At 70.5% G+C, this 18,368-nt stretch carries 17 protein-coding genes; 11 read left to right on the top strand and 6 right to left on the bottom strand.

Annotated elements, in window-relative coordinates; all coding sequences use genetic code 11:
• Positions 1–21: 21 nt before the first annotated feature.
• The gene (locus ACWDAS_RS11665) at positions 22–672 is read right to left on the bottom strand and encodes a helix-turn-helix transcriptional regulator (protein WP_450388750.1); all 651 of its coding nucleotides are present in this window, start codon (positions 670–672) and stop codon (positions 22–24) included.
• A 348-nt stretch (positions 673–1,020) separates the two neighbouring features.
• On the opposite strand from ACWDAS_RS11665, the gene ACWDAS_RS11660 reads away from it, so the two are divergent.
• Entirely contained in the window at positions 1,021–3,765 is a 2,745-nt protein-coding gene (locus ACWDAS_RS11660; RefSeq protein WP_450388749.1) for a transglycosylase domain-containing protein, read from the top strand.
• A gap of 151 nt (positions 3,766–3,916) precedes the next feature.
• A complete protein-coding gene (locus ACWDAS_RS11655) occupies positions 3,917–5,470 on the top strand; it encodes a glycosyltransferase family 87 protein (RefSeq protein ID WP_450388747.1) in 1,554 nt (517 codons plus the stop codon).
• Positions 5,471–5,491: 21 nt separating this feature from the next.
• On the opposite strand, the gene ACWDAS_RS11650 is transcribed toward ACWDAS_RS11655, so the two are convergent.
• From ACWDAS_RS11650 to ACWDAS_RS11640, 3 genes are all read right to left on the bottom strand, one after another.
• Positions 5,492–6,523, bottom strand: coding sequence for an alanine racemase (locus ACWDAS_RS11650; protein WP_450388746.1), 1,032 nt, complete (start codon positions 6,521–6,523; stop codon positions 5,492–5,494).
• A 51-nt stretch (positions 6,524–6,574) separates the two neighbouring features.
• Positions 6,575–7,696 carry a lipid II:glycine glycyltransferase FemX gene (locus tag ACWDAS_RS11645; RefSeq protein ID WP_450388744.1) on the bottom strand — a complete coding sequence of 374 codons (1,122 nt, stop codon included), beginning with the start codon at positions 7,694–7,696 and terminating at the stop codon, positions 6,575–6,577.
• A gap of 143 nt (positions 7,697–7,839) precedes the next feature.
• On the bottom strand, positions 7,840–8,172 hold the full coding sequence (locus tag ACWDAS_RS11640; protein ID WP_450388742.1) for a hypothetical protein: 333 nt from the start codon (positions 8,170–8,172) through the stop codon (positions 7,840–7,842).
• A 290-nt stretch (positions 8,173–8,462) separates the two neighbouring features.
• Here ACWDAS_RS11640 and rpsF point away from each other — a divergent pair, with 290 nt between their 5' ends.
• From rpsF to rplI, 4 genes are all read left to right on the top strand, one after another.
• Complete coding sequence (gene rpsF, locus ACWDAS_RS11635) at positions 8,463–8,753, top strand: 30S ribosomal protein S6 (protein WP_450388740.1); 291 nt, start codon at positions 8,463–8,465, stop codon at positions 8,751–8,753.
• Between the two features lie 61 nt (positions 8,754–8,814).
• Positions 8,815–9,390, top strand: a complete 576-nt coding sequence (locus tag ACWDAS_RS11630; protein WP_450388738.1) for a single-stranded DNA-binding protein — start codon at positions 8,815–8,817, stop codon at positions 9,388–9,390.
• Between the two features lie 44 nt (positions 9,391–9,434).
• The gene (gene rpsR, locus ACWDAS_RS11625; RefSeq protein WP_026250812.1) at positions 9,435–9,671 is read left to right on the top strand and encodes a 30S ribosomal protein S18; all 237 of its coding nucleotides are present in this window, start codon (positions 9,435–9,437) and stop codon (positions 9,669–9,671) included.
• 17 nt (positions 9,672–9,688) lie between these two features.
• Positions 9,689–10,138, top strand: a complete 450-nt coding sequence (gene rplI / locus ACWDAS_RS11620) for a 50S ribosomal protein L9 (protein WP_450388735.1) — start codon at positions 9,689–9,691, stop codon at positions 10,136–10,138.
• An 88-nt stretch (positions 10,139–10,226) separates the two neighbouring features.
• Here rplI and ACWDAS_RS11615 read toward each other — a convergent pair whose 3' ends face one another.
• The gene (locus tag ACWDAS_RS11615; protein WP_450388733.1) at positions 10,227–11,570 is read right to left on the bottom strand and encodes an MATE family efflux transporter; all 1,344 of its coding nucleotides are present in this window, start codon (positions 11,568–11,570) and stop codon (positions 10,227–10,229) included.
• Positions 11,571–12,005: 435 nt separating this feature from the next.
• Here ACWDAS_RS11615 and dnaB point away from each other — a divergent pair, with 435 nt between their 5' ends.
• Complete coding sequence (gene dnaB, locus ACWDAS_RS11610) at positions 12,006–13,475, top strand: replicative DNA helicase (protein ID WP_450388731.1); 1,470 nt, start codon at positions 12,006–12,008, stop codon at positions 13,473–13,475.
• A gap of 8 nt (positions 13,476–13,483) precedes the next feature.
• Here the strand turns inward: dnaB and ACWDAS_RS11605 are convergent, their stop codons facing one another.
• Positions 13,484–14,341 (bottom strand): GNAT family N-acetyltransferase, encoded by an 858-nt coding sequence (locus tag ACWDAS_RS11605; protein WP_450388729.1) that lies wholly within the window; start codon positions 14,339–14,341, stop codon positions 13,484–13,486.
• Between the two features lie 84 nt (positions 14,342–14,425).
• Between ACWDAS_RS11605 and ACWDAS_RS11600 the strand changes: the two genes are divergently transcribed.
• The 4 genes from ACWDAS_RS11600 (at position 14,426) to ACWDAS_RS11585 (ending at position 18,359) form a co-directional block, all read left to right on the top strand.
• Positions 14,426–15,379, top strand: a complete 954-nt coding sequence (locus ACWDAS_RS11600; protein ID WP_450388727.1) for a LysR family transcriptional regulator — start codon at positions 14,426–14,428, stop codon at positions 15,377–15,379.
• Positions 15,340–15,972: an HAD family hydrolase gene (locus ACWDAS_RS11595; RefSeq protein ID WP_450388725.1), complete on the top strand. Its 633-nt coding sequence runs from the start codon at positions 15,340–15,342 to the stop codon at positions 15,970–15,972. The genes ACWDAS_RS11600 and ACWDAS_RS11595 overlap by 40 nt, the downstream gene beginning before the upstream one ends.
• A gap of 255 nt (positions 15,973–16,227) precedes the next feature.
• Positions 16,228–17,664, top strand: coding sequence for a globin domain-containing protein (locus tag ACWDAS_RS11590; protein ID WP_450388723.1), 1,437 nt, complete (start codon positions 16,228–16,230; stop codon positions 17,662–17,664).
• A gap of 35 nt (positions 17,665–17,699) precedes the next feature.
• Positions 17,700–18,359, top strand: coding sequence for a pyridoxamine 5'-phosphate oxidase family protein (locus ACWDAS_RS11585; RefSeq protein ID WP_450388721.1), 660 nt, complete (start codon positions 17,700–17,702; stop codon positions 18,357–18,359).
• The last annotated feature ends 9 nt before the right edge of the window (positions 18,360–18,368 follow it).

The following is an 18,368-nucleotide window of genomic DNA, read 5'->3' as shown; positions in this document are numbered from 1 at the left end:
CGGTTGCTCCCTGTGTAATCGTCACGCGGGTCCCCGGCTGGTGCCGGGTCCGCCGTTTTCCTGTTGGTTGTCCTGCTCGGCATCGGCGGACGAAGCGGTCCGGGGCTGCTTGCTGCGCCCCTCCCGCTCGGTCTCGATCAGCTCGTTCAGCCAGCGGACCTCACGCTCCACCGACTCCATGCCGTGCCGCTGCAGCTCGAGCGTGTAGTCGTCGAGCCGCTCACGGGTACGCGCGAGAGACGCGCGCATCTTCTCCAGGCGCTCCTCGAGGCGGCTGCGCCGCCCCTCGAGGACACGCATCCGTACGTCCCTGGACGTCTGGCCGAAGAAGGCGAAACGAGCCGCGAAGTGCTCGTCCTCCCACGCGTCCGGGCCGGAGTGGGCGAGGAGCTCCTCGAAGTGCTCCTTGCCGGCTGCCGTCAACCGGTACACGATCTTGGCCCGTCGGCCGGCCAGCGGCGCGGCGAGCGGATCGGGCTCAGGTCCGGTCTCCTCGACCAGATAGCCCTGAGCGACCAGTGTCTTGAGGCAGGGGTAGAGGCTGCCGTAGCTGAACGCGCGGAACACGCCGAGCGAGGTGTTGAGCCGCTTGCGCAGCTCATAACCGTGCATCGGGGATTCGCGCAGCAGACCCAGGACGGCGAACTCGAGGATGCCGGAGCGCTTGCTCATGCCCTCGTCACCCCTCCGTCCATGCCGTCGTCGCCTCTTATCTCGCCGCGATGTATCGGCTCGATACATCGCGACGATAGAACGAGAATCCGGGTACGGCAAGGCGGCCCACGGTGACCGGCGTCACATCACGAAATCCGTCCACCGTCAACCGCCCGTTATGTGATGAACATCTGGCTAGAACCTCTTTTGACCGTGCGTACTCTGTTCGCCATGCAGAGCACCGGGAACCGAGTGACATCAGTGAGCGTCCTTGTCCCTGGTGCAGTGCGGTCATCGCACGCCGGGGGGACCGGAAAACCAACTGCCGCTTTCAGGCGATTCCGCCTGTCCTAGGAGTAGCTGTTCATGAGCGAGCACCGTCGCAAGCCGCCGCAGTCGCCCGGCGACGGCCGGGCAGCCGCCCGGCGCGGCGCGCAGCAGCAGCCCCCGCCGCCTGGCGGCCGGCGGGCCGCTGGGCCGCCGAGGCCGCAGCCGTACGGCACGCACGGAACCGGTTCGGGGCAGGGCCACGGCCCGCGCCAGGGCATGGGACAGCCCCCCCGCCAGGGTGCGGGTCCGGGCGCGGGAGCCCCCGGACGCCCGGGGGTGGCCGGCCGCGCGCGTGGGGGCGAGCCTCCGTACCAGGGAAGGGCGGCCGCGCGCCGCGCCGCCCAGGAGTCACAGAAGGGCGGCCGCCGCCGGGCGGCCGCGGGGGGCGGCCGCGGAGGGGGGCAGCCCCCGAAGAAGCGCGTCATCGACTACCCCCGCTGGGGGAAGGACGGCTGGCAGCGCTGGATGCCGTCATGGAAGCTCGTCTCCGGGCTGTGCCTGTTCTTCTTCGGCAGCCTGGTCGCCGTCGCCGGTGTCGGATACGCCATGGTGGGTGTGCCCAAGGAGAGCGACATCGCCAAGGCCCAGAACAACGTCTACTTCTGGGACAACGGCAAGGAGATGGTGGCGACCGGCGGTGAGGTCAACCGCCAGAACCTGGGCTACTCGGAGATCCCCGAGGAGATGCGGTTCGCCGTCATGTCCGCGGAGAACAAGACCTTCGAGACGGACTCGGGCGTCGACCCCATGGGCATCGCGCGCGCCCTGGTCAACATGGCCAAGGGCGGGGAGACGCAGGGTGGTTCCACCATCACCCAGCAGTACGTGAAGAACGCCCGCCTCGGCGACCAGTCGCAGACCGTCACCCGTAAGTTCAAGGAGCTGTTCATCTCGGTGAAGGTGGGTGCCACGGTCGACAAGAAGGAGATCATGGCGGGCTACCTGAACTCCTCCTACTACGGCCGTCGTTCCTACGGTCTGCAGGCCGCCGCGCGCTCCTACTACGGCATCGACGCGTTCGACCTGAACGCGAGCCAGTGCGCGTTCCTGGCCTCGCTGCTCAAGGGCGCCACCTACTACGACCCCTACGGCAACACCGACATCGACACCTCGGCGACGGCCGCGGCCAACACCAAGCGCGCCAAGGACCGCTGGGCCTGGATCCTCGGGCAGGAGCTGCAGGACGGCCGGATGACCAAGGCGGACTACGACAAGTGGATCCAAAAGGGCTTCCCCATGCCGCGGAAGCCGCAGAACGACGCGCAGCTCAGCGGCCAGACCGGCTACCTCGTGAGCCTCGCCAACAAGAGCGTCATCAATAACAGCGACGGCAAGATCACCCAGGAGAAACTCCAGCTGGGCGGTTACCGCATCTACACCACCTTCAACAAGAAGAAGGTGGACCAGCTGGAAGCCGCGGTCAAGAAGGTTCGCAAGGCGAACGAGAACGTCAAGCGGGCGGGCGGCGTCGACAAGTACGTGCAGTTCGGCGGTGCCTCGGTGGACCCGAAGGACGGCAAGATCGTCGCGATCTACGGCGGCGTGGACGCGACGAAGCACTTCACGAACAACGCCGATGAGACCGGTGCCGGTGTCGGTTCGACGTTCAAGCCGTTCGTTCTCGCCGCGGGCATGACCTACGGCAAGCGGAACCCCGACTGGACCGAGGCCGACGGCCTGCAGGACCGGACGATCGTCTCGCCGAAGAGCATCTACAGCGGCAAGAACAAGCTGAAGATCAAGTACTTCGACGGCCGCGTCTGGGAGGACAAGGACGGGCAGTGGCTCCAGACGAACGACGACAACGACTCGTACGGCGACATCACGCTGCGTGAGGCCATGCGGGTCTCGGCGAACTCGCCGTATGTGCAGCTGGGCATGGACGTCGGCACGGACAAGGTGAAGGAGGCGGCGCTCAAGGCGGGTCTCCTGGAGGGCAGCCTGGCCACCACCAACAGCCCGACGTTCTCCATCGGCACCTCGGCCCCGAGCGCCATCCGGATGGCCGACGCCTACTCCACCTTCGCCAACCGCGGGAAGCAGAACGACCCGTACTCGGTGAAGGAGGTCAAGCACGAGGGCCTGACGGTCTACAGGCACAAGGCCAATCCCAAGGAGGCCTTCTCCGAGGCCGTGGCCGACAACGTGACCGACGTGCTGCAGACCGTGGTCAAGAGCGGTACCGGTACCTCGGCCCAGCTGCAGGGCCGTCAGGTGGCCGGCAAGACCGGTACCACCGACGGCAACAAGTCGGCCTGGTTCGTCGGCTACACGCCCCAGCTCACCACGTCCGTCGTGATGTTCCGCTTCAACGACGATGCGAAGGCCAAGGACCGCAAGTTCCTGGAGATGTACGGGACGTACGGCAAGGAAAAGATCCACGGTGCGTCGTTCCCGGCCCAGATCTGGCACGACTACATGGCGGAGGCACTGAAGGGCAAGCCCTACTTGTCCTTCCCGACGCCGGAGCCGCTCGGCGAGGTCGTCTACGGCGGCGGCGCCTCCAAGCCGAGCCCCTCGGCCTCGGCCAGCCCGAGCGAGTCGGCGACCACGAACCCGACCCCGACCGCATCGCGGCCGCAGGGTAGGCCGACCCCGTCGGACAGCGGCAAGTGCAGGCCCTGGGATCTGCAGTGCCAGAGCGCCGGCGGGACCACCGACGGCGGTGGCTCGGGCGGAGGCTCGAGCACCTCACCGACACCCTCTGTGTCCGCCAGCAGTACGAAAGGCAGCGGAGGCAACGGCAATGGCGGCGGGCTCTTCGGAGGAAGTGGCGGTTGACCGCCCCGCGTTCCGTGGGGAGCCCGTAGATCGGTGAGTCCGCGGCCGCGGAGGGCACACGCCCTCCGCGGCCGCGGCCGTTGCCGGGCGGGCCGGGAAACGACCGGGTTCCGACCGCCCGCGCTCGGCGATGTAGGGCAGGATGTGCCCCATGACGATCGTGCGCGAAGACCCCCACCATGAGGCCGGGCAGGCCGAGGCGGTCGTGCCCCCGACCCACGAGGACCCGGTCTCCGCGGCCGGGAGCGAGGTCATCGGCGGCCCGCTCGGCCGGTTCGCGGCCGTGGGGCGGCGGGGCTGGTGGAACCCCCTGCGCGTGATCGTGCTGGTGGCGATCGGGATGTTCGCGCTGGGCATGGTGCAGAAACTGCCGTGCTACGACAGCGGCTGGTTCTTCGGGGCGAACACCCAGTACAGCCACGCGTGCTACTCGGACATCCCGCACCTGTACTACGGGCGCGGCTTCGCCGACGACCTCGTCCCGTACTTCGACCGCATCCCGGACACGGTGTCCGGCGGCATGGGCTACCTGGAGTACCCGGTCCTCACCGGGCTCTTCATGGAGGTCGCCTCCTGGCTCACCCCGCACGGCGGCACGATCCAGCACCGGGAGCAGATCTACTGGCTGGTCAACGCCGGGATGCTGCTGATCTGCACCGCGGTCATCGCGGTCAGCGTCGCCAGGACCAACCGGCGCCGTCCCTGGGACGCGCTGCTGGTGGCTCTGGCGCCCGCCTTCGCGCTGACCGCGACCATCAACTGGGACCTCTTCGCGGTCGCTCTCGCTGCGGCCGGGATGATGCTGTGGTCGCGCAACCGGCCGTTGGGCGCGGGCATCCTGATCGGGCTGGCGACGGCCGCCAAGCTCTACCCGGTGCTGCTGCTGGGGCCGCTGTTCCTGCTGTGCCTGCGGGCCGGGAAGCTGAAGGCCTGGAGTGTGGCCGTGGGCGGCGCGGCGGTGGCCTGGCTCGTGGTGAATCTGCCGGTGATGCTCCTCGCCCGGGACGGCTGGGCGAAGTTCTACTCCTTCAGCCAGGAGCGGGGCGTCGACTACGGCTCCGTCTGGCTGATCATCTCCCAGCAGACCGGCAAGTCGATCGACGGCGCGAACTTCTACGCCAGCGCGCTCATGCTGCTGTTCTGCGCCTGCATCGCCGCGCTGGCCCTGTACGCGCCGCGGCGCCCGCGCTTCGCGCAGCTGGCCTTCCTCGTCGTGGCCGCCTTCATCCTGACGAACAAGGTCTACTCGCCGCAGTACGTGCTGTGGCTGGTGCCGCTCGCGGCACTGGCCCGGCCGCGCTGGCGGGACTTCCTGATCTGGCAGGCCGCCGAGGTCATGTACTTCCTCGGGATCTGGTCCTACCTGGCGTTCACGACCGGCGGCAACAGCAAGGGCCTGCCGCAGGACGGCTACCACCTGGCCATCGCGGCGCACCTGATCGGGACGCTGTACCTGTGCGCGGTCGTCGTCCGCGACGTGCTCTTCCCCGAGCGCGACGTGGTCCGCCAGGACGGCTCGGACGACCCGTCCGGCGGCGTGCTGGACGGCGCGGAGGACGAGTTCGTCCTGGGGAGGTCCTCGCACCAGCCGCGGCACGCCGCGCCGCTCCAGGGCGGGCCGGGTGACGTCCCCGGCCACGGCTACGGGCAGACCCGGCCCGTGCAGTGGGGCGTGGACCAGGCGCCGCCGGCGGCGCCCCACTGACCTCGGGGGACGGACAGGGGATCAGCGGTCGACGACGCGGTCGTACTGCGTGGTCGTGTGCCGCAGGTGCGCCACCAGCTCGTCCCCGACCGCCGGGGGCGCCACGTCGCCCGGCAGGAAGAGGATCGACACCTGCATGTGCGGGGGCTCGGCGAACCAGCGCTGCTTGCCGGCCCAGACGAAGGGCGACAGGTTGCGGTTGATGGTGGCCAGACCGGCCCGTGCGACGCCCTTGGCGCGCGGCATGACGCCGTGCATGGCCTTGGGGGCCTCCAGGCCCACCCCGTGCGACGTACCGCCGGCCACGACGACCAGGTGACCGTCCTCGGAGGCCTTGTTCTGGCGGTAGCCGAAGCGCTCGCCCTTGGCGATGCGGGTGACGTCGAGGACCGCGCCCCGGTACTCGGTGGCCTCGTGGTCGCCGAGCCACAGCCGGGTGCCGATCCGGGCGCGGAAGCGGGTCTGCGGGAACTGGTTGCGCAGCTGGGCCAGCTCGCCGGCCTTGAGATGGCTGACGAACATCGTGTGCAGAGGCAGCCGGGCCGCCCGCAGCCGCTCCATCCAGCCGAAGACCTCCTCCACCGCGTCGGAGCCGTCGGTGCGGTCCAGGGGCAGGTGGATGGCGAAGCCCTCCAGGCGGACGTCGTCGATCGCCGAGTGCAGCTTGACCAGGTCGTCCTCGCTGACGCCGTGGCGCCTCATGCTGCTCATGACCTCGATGACGACCCTGGCGCCGACCAGGCCGCGCACGCCCTCCACGGACGACACGGACCGTATGGCGCGGTCCGGCAGCGGCACCGGTTCCTCGCCCAGCCGGTACGGGGTCAGCACCAGCAGGTCCCCGCCGAACCAGTCCTTGATCCTGGCGGCCTCGTACGTCGTGCCCACGGCGAGGATGTCCGAGCCGAGCCGGATCGCCTCCTCGGCCAGGCGCTCGTGGCCGAAGCCGTAGCCGTTGCCCTTGCAGACCGGGACCAGCCCGGGGAACTGCTCGGCCACGGACTGCTGGTGCGCACGCCAGCGCGCGGTGTCGACGTACAGAGTGAGCGCCATGGCCGGAACGGGGACCTTTCTGCGGTGTCTGCGATCAGTCGGGCACGTGGGTCAACGACGGGACATGTAGATGTCGAGGGCCTTGTGCAGCAGCTTGTTGAGCGGGAAATCCCACTCGCCCAAGTATTCGGCAGCCTGCCCGCCGGTGCCCACCTTGAACTGGATGAGACCGAAGAGGTGGTCGCTCTCGTCCAGCGAGTCGCTGATGCCGCGCAGGTCGTACACGCTCGCGCCGAGCGCGTACGCATCCCGCAGCATCCGCCACTGCATGGCGTTGCTCGGCCGCACCTCGCGCTTGTGGTTGGCCGAGGCCCCGTACGAGTACCAGACGTGCCGGCCGACGACGAGCATCGTCGCGGCGGCGACCACCTCGCCCTCGTGCTTGGCGAAGTACAGCCGCATGCGGTTGGGGTCCTCGGCGTTGAGGACCTGCCACATGCGCTGGAAGTAGGACAGCGGCCGCGGGCGGAAGTGGTCGCGCTCGGCGGTGACCTCGTACAGCTGCTGCCAGACGGGGAGGTCGTCGTAGCCGCCCTGGACGACCTCGACGCCGGCCTTCTCGGCCTTCTTGATGTTGCGCCGCCACAGCTGGTTGAAGCCCTTCTGGACGTCGTCCAGGCTGCGGTTCTCCAGCGGGACCTGGAACACGTAGCGGGGCTGCACGTCGCCGAAGCCGGCGCCGCCGTCCTCGCCCTGCTGCCAGCCCATGCGGCGCAGCCGGTCGGCCACCTCGAAGGCGCGGGGCTCGATGAACGTCGCCTCGACGTCGCGCAGGCGCTTCACGTCCGGGTCGGAGATGCCCGCCTTGATGGCGGCCGCGTCCCAGCGCCGGATGACGACCGGCGGGCCCATCTTCACGGAGAAGGCGCCCTGCTGCTTCAGGTGCGCCAGCATCGGGCGCAGCCAGTCCTCCAGGTTGGGGGCGTACCAGTTGATGACCGGGCCCTCGGGGAGGTAGGCGAGGTAGCGCTTCACCTTGGGCAGCTGGCGGTAGAGCACCAGACCCGCGCCGACCAGCTCACCGGTGCTGTCGTCGAACCAGCCCAGGTTCTCCGAGCGCCACTCCGTCTTGACGTCCGCCCAGGCGGGAACCTGGCAGTGGCTTGCCGAGGGCAGGCTCTGGATGTACGCCAGGTGCTGTTCCCGACTGATGGTCCTCAGGGTCAAGCTCATGCGGGGCGCTCCCCATCGCTGCGGCTACGGCCTAACTGACTGCATTACTGCGCCGAAGCCTACTGCGAACGGCGAACGCCCCCACGAGGGCTGTGGACAACTCTGCCCGCGGCTTCGCCCGGCGACGGGCCGGGAACGGCCCGCTAGGACACCACACCGCCGAAGAGCCCGCCGTGGGCCATGCCGATGTAGAAGCCGACCGCGGCCAGTCCCATGCCGATGATGAAGAAGAAGCGCTCGGCCGTGGTGGCGGAGCGGTACTGCCCGAAGGCGCCCACGAGGATGCCCACCAGGCCCGCCCAGGAGCTGAGCAGGTGCAGGCCGCTCCAGAACGCCGCGATGGAGGCGATCAGGCCGAGCACGAGGGTCACGACGGCCAGGGTGTTCTCCACCGGGTGGGCCCTGCCGTCGGTGTTGAAGGTGAACCGGAATCGATGGGATCGGCCGCCAGTGGTGGGTCGTACTGCCTGTGCCATGGGGCACCTCCGTGATGGAGAAGTGGCGCATCGTAGCGCCGGACACACCCGATGTGTACAGATTGCGGGCTTCCGGGGGTGGATTTCAACCGGAAGCCACGAGGCGGGTAGTGTGTACCGTCTGCACCGGTGTCTGTGCAGGTCCATACGACGGTCCGCCGGGCCTTCGGGGAGCGATCCCCGGAACGCCCCTGGCGTTGTCGGTGGGCCGCGATACCGTTGCGACGCGATGCAAACCCTCCTGCCACGGAAACGCCGTGGCCGCTGAGTCCAAAGGAGGTGGGTTCCACATGCGTCACTACGAGGTGATGGTCATCCTCGACCCCGATCTCGAGGAGCGTGCTGTCTCCCCGCTGATCGAGAACTTCCTTTCCGTCGTCCGTACCGGCGGCGGCAAGGTCGAGAAGGTCGACACCTGGGGCCGTCGTCGTCTCTCGTACGAGATCAAGAAGAAGCCCGAGGGCATCTACTCGGTCATCGACCTCAACGCCACGCCTGAGGTCGTCAAGGAGCTCGACCGTCAGATGAACCTGAACGAGTCGGTCCTCCGGACCAAGGTCCTCCGTCCCGAGACCCACTGAGCCTGACGGCTCAGGCAGTCGGGAAACCGAGAAGCCAAGAAACGCCGAGAGGTCACCCACCATGGCAGGCGAGACCGTCATCACGGTCGTCGGCAATCTCGTCGACGACCCCGAGCTGCGCTTCACCCCGTCCGGTGCGGCGGTCGCGAAGTTCCGTGTCGCGTCCACTCCCCGCACCTTCGACCGGCAGACCAACGAGTGGAAGGACGGCGAGAGCCTCTTCCTCACGTGCTCGGTCTGGCGGCAGGCGGCGGAGAACGTGGCCGAGTCGCTCCAGAAGGGCATGCGCGTCATCGTGCAGGGCCGTCTGAAGCAGCGCTCGTACGACGACCGAGAGGGCGTCAAGCGGACGGTCTACGAGCTGGACGTCGACGAGGTCGGCGCCAGCCTGCGCAACGCGACCGCCAAGGTCACCCGGGCCAGCGGCGGCGCCTCGCGCGGCGGCGGCCAGGGCGGTTACGGCGGTGGCGGCGGCCAGGGCGGCGGCTGGGGCGGTGGCCCCGGTGGCGGCCAGGGCGGCGCGCCCGACGCCGACCCGTGGGCGACCGGCGCTCCGGCCGGTGGCGGCCAGGGCGGCGGCGGTGGCTGGGGCGGCGGCTCCGGCGGCGGCGGTTTCTCGGAGGAGCCGCCCTTCTAAGGGCGGTACCGCACCAAACTTCTTGATCACACTGGAGAGAGACAATGGCGAAGCCGCCTGCTCGCAAGCCTAAGAAGAAGGTTTGCGTGTTCTGCAAGGACAAGATCACTTACGTGGACTACAAGGACACGAACCTGCTGCGGAAGTTCATCTCCGACCGCGGCAAGATCCGTGCCCGCCGGGTCACCGGCAACTGCACCCAGCACCAGCGCGACGTCGCCACGGCCGTGAAGAACAGCCGTGAGATGGCGCTGCTGCCCTACACCTCGACCGCTCGCTAAGGAAGGGTGACTGAGCAATGGCGAAGATCATCCTCACCAACGAGGTCAGCGGCCTCGGTGCCGCCGGCGACGTCGTCGAGGTCAAGAGCGGCTACGCCCGCAACTACCTGATCCCGCGCGGTTTCGCGATCGCGTGGACCAAGGGTGGCGAGAAGGACGTCGAGCAGATCCGCCGCGCGCGCCGGATCCGCGAGATCGCGACCGTCGAGCAGGCCAACGCCCTCAAGGCGCAGCTCGAGGGCGTCAAGGTCAAGCTGTCCACCCGCGCGGGTGACGCCGGCCGCCTGTTCGGCTCGGTGACCCCGGCCGACATCGCCGCCGCCGTCAAGGCCGCGGGCGGTCCGGACGTGGACAAGCGCCGGGTCGAGATCGGTTCCCCGATCAAGACGCTGGGCTCGCACAAGGTGTCGGTGCGTCTGCACCCCGAGGTCGAGGCCGCTCTCGACGTCGAGGTCGTCGCCGCCTGACCCCGCGCACCGCGTGAACGCCGGGCCCGGAACCACGAGGTTCCGGGCCCGGCGTCTTGCTGCGTACGGGACGGGGCGGACGTGCCGGTCAGGCGCGCACGGCTCCGGCGACGGCCCATTTGCCCGACCGGGCGCGCCAGTGGAGGCCGGCCAGCCGGGTGAGCATCATCAGCCCCATCGCCCACCACAGGGCCGTGAGTCCCCCGCCCAGAGCCGGTACGGCCAGGGCGACGGGCGCGAAGACGGCGAGGGTGACGACCATCGACCAGGCCAGGTAGGTGCCGTCGCCGGCGCCGATGAGGACTCCGTCCAGCACGAAGACCACGCCGCCGACCGGCTGGGCGAGTGCCGCGACCAGCAGGACGCCCATCAGCTCGGAGCGCACCGCGGGGTCCGAGGTGAACAGCGGGGCGATCAGCGGCCGGGAGACGGCCATCGCCAGCCCGATCACCACGCCCGAGGCCACGCCCCACTGGACCATGCGACGGCACGCGGCCCGGGCCCCGGCCACGTCGTCGGCCCCCAGGTAGCGGCCGATGATGGCCTGGCCCGCGATCGCGATGGCGTCCAGGGCGAACGCGGCCAGCGACCACAGGGAGGAGATGATCTGGTGGGCGGCGATCGAGGCGTCCCCGAGCCGGGCCGCGACCGCGGTGGCGATCATCAGGACGGCCCGCAGGCTCAGTGTCCGGATCAGCAAGGGGGTCCCCGCCTGGGCGCAGGCGCGGATGCCGGAGAGGTCGGGCCGGAGCGAGGCGCCGTGCCGGCGGGCACCGCGGATCACCACGCCGAGGTAGACGGCCGCCATCGCGTTCTGGGCGATGACGGTGCCCCAGGCCGAGCCCGCGATGCCGAGGCCGGCGCCGTACACGAGCAGTGCGTTGAGGGCGCCGTTCCCGGCGAATCCGCCGACGGCCACGTAGAGGGGGGTGCGGGTGTCCTGCAGACCGCGGAGCACGCCGGTGGCCGCGAGGACGACGAGCATCGCCGGGATGCCGAGGGCGCTGATCCGCAGATAGGTGACGGCGTACGGTGCCGCGGTGCCCGAGGCGCCGAAGGCGTCGGCCAGGGCGGGCGCGGCGGGTACGGCGACGGCCACCGCGGCGGCGCTGATGAGCAGGGCGAGCCAGATGCCGTCCATGCCCTGCCGGATCGCGGCGGGCAGGTCACCCGCGCCGACCCTGCGGGCGACGGCGGCGGTGGTGGCGTACGCCAGGAAGACGAACACACCCACGACGGTGGTCAGCAGTGCCCCCGCGACGCCGAGTCCGGCCAGCTGCGACGTGCCGAGGTGACCCACGATCGCGCTGTCGGCCATGAGGAAGAGCGGTTCGGCGACCAGTGCCCCGAACGCGGGCAGGGCGAGGCCGATGATCTCGCGGTCATGGCGGCGGACGGCCTGCTCGGGGGAGTGTTCGGCTAGCTGGGGCACCCGGCCAGGGTAATCATCCACATGTAAGGGACGCAAGGAGGTGATGCCCATTACTCACGGCTGTATGGTGTGATCTCCTCCGCGCCGTTTGTCGTGATCTTGCACCGAGCGGGCAAGTTTTTCTTGTCCACAGTGGGTGGATGAAGAAAGCCCAGGTCAGCGACGTGATCATTGGGTGATTGTGTGCTTGTCCACCGCGCTGTCCCCCGGGCTGTACACAGCTGGGGCGGGCTTCTCCACAGGCAGAGGGGGTTCTTCAACAGGTCATCCCCAGCCCCTGTGGATAACCGTCTTGGCTGTGAGCCCCGCGGACCCCTACCGTGGGGCGTCGCCCGACGTGCCACAGATGTGTCCGGGCGGCTCGATTGTCAGAGCCGTGGCGTAGGAAGAGACGCGACGCAGCGGTCTGCGCCGGACGGGAGGAGGTGGCAGGGGGTGAGCCAGCCCGAACCCGCGGACGACCACTGGGGAAGCGAACCGCCGTTCCCGCCGGACGGTCCCGGCGACCGTCTGCCCGTCTCCCGCTTCCGCAGGAGGGACGAGCGCGACCGCGACCGCGACGACGACCGCGGATCCGCCGGCTTCGAGCGCGTACCGCCGCAGGACCTCGACGCCGAGATGTCGGTGCTCGGCGGCATGCTGTTGTCCAAGGACGCCATCGCCGACGTCGTCGAGGTGCTCAAGGGCGCCGACTTCTACCGGCCCGCCCACGAGACCGTCTACGCCGCGATCCTCGACCTCTACGCCCGCGGCGAGCCCGCCGACCCCATCACCGTGGCGGCCGAGCTCACCAAGCGCGGCGAGCTCGCCCGGGTCGGCGGCGCCCCCTATCTGCACAGCCTCGTCAACGCGGTACCCACCGCCGCCAACGCCGAGTACTACGCCGAGATCGTGCACGAGCGCGCGGTGCTGCGCCGGCTCGTCGAGGCGGGCACGCGCATCACGCAGATGGGATACGCCGCCGACGGCGACGTCGACGAGATCGTCAACTCCGCCCAGGCCGAGATCTACGCCGTGACGGAGCAGCGCACCAGCGAGGACTACCTCCCACTCTCGGAGATCATGGAGGGCGCCCTCGACGAGATCGAGGCCATCGGCTCCCGCAGCGGCCAGATGTCCGGCGTGCCCACCGGCTTCGCCGACCTGGACTCCCTGACCAACGGCCTGCACCCCGGCCAGATGATCGTCATCGCGGCCCGTCCCGCGATGGGCAAGTCCACGCTCGCGCTGGACTTCGCCCGGGCCTGCTCGGTCACCAACGGCATGCCCAGCGTCTTCTTCTCCCTCGAAATGGGCCGCAACGAGATCGCGATGCGTCTGCTGTCCGCCGAGGCCCGGGTCGCGCTGCACCACATGCGGTCCGGCAACATGACCGACGACGACTGGACGCGGCTGGCCCGCCGCATGCCCGACGTCTCCGCGGCGCCCCTCTACATCGACGACTCGCCGAACCTGTCGATGATGGAGATCCGCGCCAAGTGCCGCCGGCTCAAGCAGCGCAACGACCTGCGCCTGGTCGTCATCGACTACCTCCAGCTGATGCAGGCGGGCGGCTCCCGCCGTCCCGAGAGCCGCCAGCAGGAGGTCTCCGACATGTCCCGAAACCTCAAGCTCCTCGCCAAGGAGCTCGAGGTGCCGGTCATCGCGCTCTCCCAGCTGAACCGTGGTCCCGAGCAGCGCACCGACAAGAAGCCGATGGTCAGCGACCTGCGTGAATCGGGCTCCATCGAGCAGGATGCGGACATGGTGATCCTGCTGCACCGCGAGGACGCGTACGAGAAGGAGTCGCCCCGCGCGGGCGAGGCCGACCTCATCGTGGCCAAGCACCGTAACGGCCCGACGGCCACGATCACCGTGGCCTTCCAGGGTCACTACTCGCGCTTCGTGGACATGGCCCAGACCTGACGCGCGGCTCAGCCCAGGGCGACCATCAGCGGTGTGTGGCGGCGGTGTTCGTCGCCGGGCAGGTCGCGGTCGCCGAGGACCATGAGGGTGTTGGGGAAGACGGGGGCGACGCCGTGGCCCGCGGCCCAGCCGGCGAGGCTGCCGGGGGTGTCGGTGCGCAGGTCGAGGCGGACGGGCGTGCCCGTGTCCCGCGCGATCGCCGTGACCAGCTGCCGGGCGCCGGCCGCGGTGGCCGCGACGACGGGCCCCACGACCAGGGTGTCCGCGTTGAGCCACGCCGATGCGTAGCCGGTCAGGGCGCCGTCCTCCTCGGCGACCAGGATGCGCTCGGCGAACCGGGGCAGGTCGCGCAGGAGGGGGGAGCGGTCCGCGCCGAACACCTCGGCGTCCAGGGCGAGCAGGGCCGGCAGGTCGTCCTCGGTGAAGGGACGCGGGGCGGCCGGACCGGGTCCACCGGGGGCGGACGGGCCGAGGCGGCCCCGGTGCGTGACGACGGTGCCGACGGCGCGGAAGCCGAGCTTCTCGTACAGGGGACGGCCGCGGTCGGTGGCGTGGAGGGTGACGGTGTCGTCGCCCGCCTCGGCGAGGACGTGGGTCATGATGCGCCGCCCCAGTCCGCGCCCCTCGTAGCGGGCCGCGACCAGGACCATGCTGACCGCCGCGAGGCCGCCCGCGTAGCGCGTGAGGACGGTGGTGGCGGCGAGCCCGTCGCCGTCGGGGGCGTCGATGCCGTAACCGGTGCCGTGGGTGAGCAGGAAGCGCCACTTGTGCTCCTCGGCGCCCCAGTCGCGGCTGACGGCGAGCTTGCTGCAGTCGGGGAGGTCGGCGGGCGTGAGACGGCGTACGGGCGCCGCGGCGGATGTCATACGGGCAGCGTGCCGGGGCGGGGGGCGCGGGGGCCCATAGTTTTCCCCTATGGGCATCGGGCGGTGCGTGGCTATCCTCCGGGGATGACGTTGACCTTGCCCGGCCTGCGGGCGTTCGTGGCGGTGGCGCGCACGGGCTCGTTCTCGGCGGCCGCGCGGCTTCTCGACGTACGGCAGCCGACGGTGAGCGAGTCGGTGCGGCGGCTGGAGGCCGCCGCGGGACGGCCGTTGCTGGTGCGGAACCGCGAGCGGGCCGAACTGACCGGCTTCGGGCGGCGGATCCTGGCCCACGCGGTGGCGGCGGTGGACGCCGCGGACGAGCTCGAAGGGATGCTGGCCGGGGTGGACCGGCCTTTCACGGTGGGCTTCCTGGGCGAGGCGGCGGCCGGCCGGACCCGGGAACTGCTGGATCTGGTCGAGGCCCGCGCCCCGGGCGACGTTCGCCTGCGCCGCTACGACTTCGACGACCCCTCCTGCGGGCTGCGGGACGGGCACTCCGATCTGGCCATCGTGTGGCCCCCGTTGGAGGCGCCGGGGCTGGAGATGGTCACCGTCTCCAGCGACCGGCGCTGTGTGGCGCTGCCCGCGACGGACCCGCTGGCCCGCCGTGCCGAGGTCGCGCCCGGCGAGCTGGGCGGCAGGACCTGGGTAGTGCCGCGGACAGCGGACGCGGCCTACGCGGGCTTCCGCCATCCGTCGGCCGTGGGCGTCACCGACGTGGCGGGGACGGTGCCGTCGGGGTCGCTGGAGGAGACGCTGGAGCTCGTGGCGGCGGGCCGCGGCTGCGCGCTGGCCAGCACGGCGACCGACGAGCACTACGCGCGGTCGAATGTGGTGATCGTGCCGCTGGCCGGGGACGTGCGCTGCACGGTCGCGCTGGCCTGGCGTTCGGCGGACCGCCGGCCGGCGGTCCGCGGGGCGGCGGAGGACGCCGCCCGGTTGTTCGGAGGGACGCCGTCCGGCACCGGCCGGGTGGCGCAGGACGAGGGAGGGACCGCGTGGGGCGGCTGCACATCTTCGACATGGACGGGACGTTGATGCACGGGTCCTCGGCGAGCATGGAACTCGCCCGGGAACTGGGGCTGGTGACGGAGTTCCGCGAGCTGGAGGAGGCGCTGGGGAGGGGTGTGCTCGACCCGCCGGGCTACGCGGAGCGGGCGTACGAGATGTGGCGGGCGCTCACCCCCGGCCAGGTGGCGGTGGCGTTCGAGGGCGCCCCCTGGCTGGCCGGGATACGGGAGGTGTGGGCGGACATCGCCGGGCGCGGGGAGCACTGCGCGGTCGTGTCGCTCTCCCCGAACTTCTTCGTGCGCCGGCTGCTGGAGTGGGGGGCGCACGCGGTCCGGGCATCGGTCTTCCCCGACGTCCCGTTCGGACCGGGGGCGGCGCTGGACGTGTCGGGGATCCTGCTCCCGGAGACCAAGGTGGCGGCCGCCGACGAGCTGTGCGCCCGCTACGGGGTGAGCCGCCGGGAGTGCGTGGCCTACGGCGACTCGCTGTCGGACACGGCGCTGTTCGCCGCGGTGCCGGTGTCGGTGGCGGTCAACGGGGACCACCATGTGAGCGGGCTGGCGACCCACGCGTACGCGGGGCGGGATTTGCGTGAAGCGTATGCGCTGGTCGTGGGGTGAATACGTGACGATTGAACCGTGGTGATCACCACGGGAATTGAGGGGCACTTGTGAAAGCAGTGACTCCGGGTAGGGTCTACAGGGTTCCGCGACCGCGGGGCCTCACATTCGACTGAGCTTAACGGGATACGTATCCCCGGTTCCCGTACTTCCGGCTATTTGTCCGATCGGCGTGAAGCCCTGGCAGGCTTTCCGCGCAGGATGTGTGGCCGACGTACGGATACCGACCGGGAGAAGCTCGAGGCGAAGCTGACCATGGATGCTCTGACCACGAACGCGGCCGAACCGGGAAAGGGAGCCGGGGCTGAGTCCTCCGGATGGTTCACGCCGCACACACCCCCCGACGGGCCCAGACCCCACCACGAAGGCGAGGGCGGCGCGGAGCCGAGCCGCCCCGTACGGCCGATAAGGCCGGTGGGCACCGGAGCCGAGCGGAGCACCGACCCCGGTCCGGCGCGGCCGCGGCCCGGTCCCGGTCCGGACGCGCGGGGGCCGAGGCGCCATCCGGAGCCGCCGGCCCCGCCCCCGCCCCGGGCGGAGGCCCGTCCGCGTTCGCGGCCGCCGAGCGCGGACGCGCTGCTCATCCGTCGCACGATGGAGGAGGTCGCGCCCGTTGCCGACAAGACGACGTCATATTTCTATGCACTTTTGTTCATACGGCATCCGGAGTTGCGCGAACTCTTTCCCGCCGCGATGGACGCCCAGCGCGACCGATTGTTGAAAGCGCTCCTAACCGCCGCGGAACACATAGACAACGCCGAGATACTCACCGAATACCTCTCCCACCTGGGCCGTGGCCACCGGAAATACGGCACGCGTCCCGAGCACTATCCGGCCGTGGGGGAATGCCTGATCGGGGCGCTGACCCGCTACGCCTCGGCCATCTGGGACGACGAGATCGAGGGCGCCTGGGTCCGCGCCTACACGGCGATCTCCCAGATCATGATCGACGCGGCGGCGGCCGACGAGAAGCACGCACCGCCCTGGTGGCAGGCCGAGATCGTCAGCCACGAACTGCGCACCTCCGACATCGCGGTGGTCAGCCTCCGCCCGGACCAGCCCTACCCCTTCCTCGCGGGCCAGTACACGACGCTGGAGACCCCCTGGTGGCCGCGGGTCTGGCGGCACTACTCCTTCGCCTCGGCCCCCCGCTCGGACGGACTGCTGGTCTTCCACGTGAAGGCGGTCCCGGCCGGCTGGGTCAGCGGGGCGCTGGTCCACCGCGCGCGACCCGGCGACGTCATACGGCTCGGCCCCCCGGCGGGCTCCATGGTCGTGGACCACAGCACCGACAACGGGCTGCTCTGCCTGGGCGGCGGCACCGGCATCGCCCCCATCAAGGCACTGGTGGAGGACGTGGCGGAGCACGGCCGCCGGCGTGCCATGGACGTCTTCTACGGCGCCCGCAGCGATCACGACCTGTACGACCTGGACACCCTGCTGCGCCTCGCACAGCGCCACCCGTGGCTGTCGGTGCGCCCCGTGGTCTCCCACGGCCACGGTGACGGAGGGCTGCACGGCCCGCTCCCAGAGATCGTGCAGCAGTACGGGCCCTGGCCGGAGTACGACGCCTACCTCAGCGGGCCGCCGGGGATGATCCGCAGCGGCGTCGACACCCTCGTGCGCAGCGGCATCCCCTCGCAGCGCATCCGGCACGACCTGATCGAGGGACTGGTCGCGGCCGGCGACTGAACCCGACGCCCCCACACCCCCCACAAGGAGAAACGTTGCCGCAGGAACGCCCCGGCAGTGCGGGAGAGCACCGCGTCCAGGAGGAGACGGGCACGGCCGACCGCGCCGACCGCTTCTACGCCGACCAGGTGCTGGACCACCTCAACCCGCGGATGCGGGAGTTCACCGAGCGCCAGGAGATGTTCTTCCTGTCCACGGCGGACGCCCGTGGGGAGTGCGACAGCACCTTCCGGGCCGGGCCGCCCGGCTTCCTGACCGTCCTGGACGAGCGGACCCTGGTCTACCCCGAGTACCGGGGGAACGGCGTGATGGCCTCGCTCGGCAACATGCGCGAGAACCCGCACGTCGGAATCCTGATGATCGACTTCACCCGGGACCGGATCGGACTGCACGTCAACGGCCGCGCCCGCATGGTGCCCGACGGCACCATGCGCGCCCTGCACCCGTCGCTCCCGGTGGACGCCGTGCCGGGCCGCAGGCCGCAGTTGTGGGTCCGGGTGGAGGTCGTGGAGGCGTACATCCACTGCTCCAAGCACATACCGCGGATGGCGCGGGTGCCCCTGCAGGGCGGCCGCGTCTGGGGCACCGACGACGTGCGGCGCAAGGGCGGCGACTACTTCGGGACCGCCGCCGACGCCGCGCACGGGCGGACCGCCCCGCCCGGCGGGGCACGCTCCGGCTGGTTCGGGGTCTGAGACCGGGTC

The organism is Streptomyces sp. NPDC001070 (assembly GCF_053598835.1).
Note: the sequence above shows the minus strand (reverse complement) of the source record. Positions and strands in the feature narration are given on the sequence as shown.

Excerpts from the sequence above, each read along its gene's own strand:
- rpsR (WP_026250812.1), top strand. The coding sequence starts at position 9,435 with ATGGCGAAGCCGCCTGCTCGCAAGCCTAAGAAGAAGGTTTGCGTGTTC.
- ACWDAS_RS11660 (WP_450388749.1), top strand. The coding sequence starts at position 1,021 with ATGAGCGAGCACCGTCGCAAGCCGCCGCAGTCGCCCGGCGACGGCCGG.
- ACWDAS_RS11665 (WP_450388750.1), bottom strand. The coding sequence starts at position 672 with ATGAGCAAGCGCTCCGGCATCCTCGAGTTCGCCGTCCTGGGTCTGCTG.
- ACWDAS_RS11640 (WP_450388742.1), bottom strand. The coding sequence starts at position 8,172 with ATGGCACAGGCAGTACGACCCACCACTGGCGGCCGATCCCATCGATTC.
- ACWDAS_RS11645 (WP_450388744.1), bottom strand. The coding sequence starts at position 7,696 with ATGAGCTTGACCCTGAGGACCATCAGTCGGGAACAGCACCTGGCGTAC.
- ACWDAS_RS11655 (WP_450388747.1), top strand. The coding sequence starts at position 3,917 with ATGACGATCGTGCGCGAAGACCCCCACCATGAGGCCGGGCAGGCCGAG.
- ACWDAS_RS11600 (WP_450388727.1), top strand. The coding sequence starts at position 14,426 with ATGACGTTGACCTTGCCCGGCCTGCGGGCGTTCGTGGCGGTGGCGCGC.
- rpsF (WP_450388740.1), top strand. The coding sequence starts at position 8,463 with ATGCGTCACTACGAGGTGATGGTCATCCTCGACCCCGATCTCGAGGAG.
- ACWDAS_RS11590 (WP_450388723.1), top strand. The coding sequence starts at position 16,228 with ATGGATGCTCTGACCACGAACGCGGCCGAACCGGGAAAGGGAGCCGGG.
- ACWDAS_RS11630 (WP_450388738.1), top strand. The coding sequence starts at position 8,815 with ATGGCAGGCGAGACCGTCATCACGGTCGTCGGCAATCTCGTCGACGAC.
- rplI (WP_450388735.1), top strand. The coding sequence starts at position 9,689 with ATGGCGAAGATCATCCTCACCAACGAGGTCAGCGGCCTCGGTGCCGCC.
- ACWDAS_RS11605 (WP_450388729.1), bottom strand. The coding sequence starts at position 14,341 with ATGACATCCGCCGCGGCGCCCGTACGCCGTCTCACGCCCGCCGACCTC.
- ACWDAS_RS11650 (WP_450388746.1), bottom strand. The coding sequence starts at position 6,523 with ATGGCGCTCACTCTGTACGTCGACACCGCGCGCTGGCGTGCGCACCAG.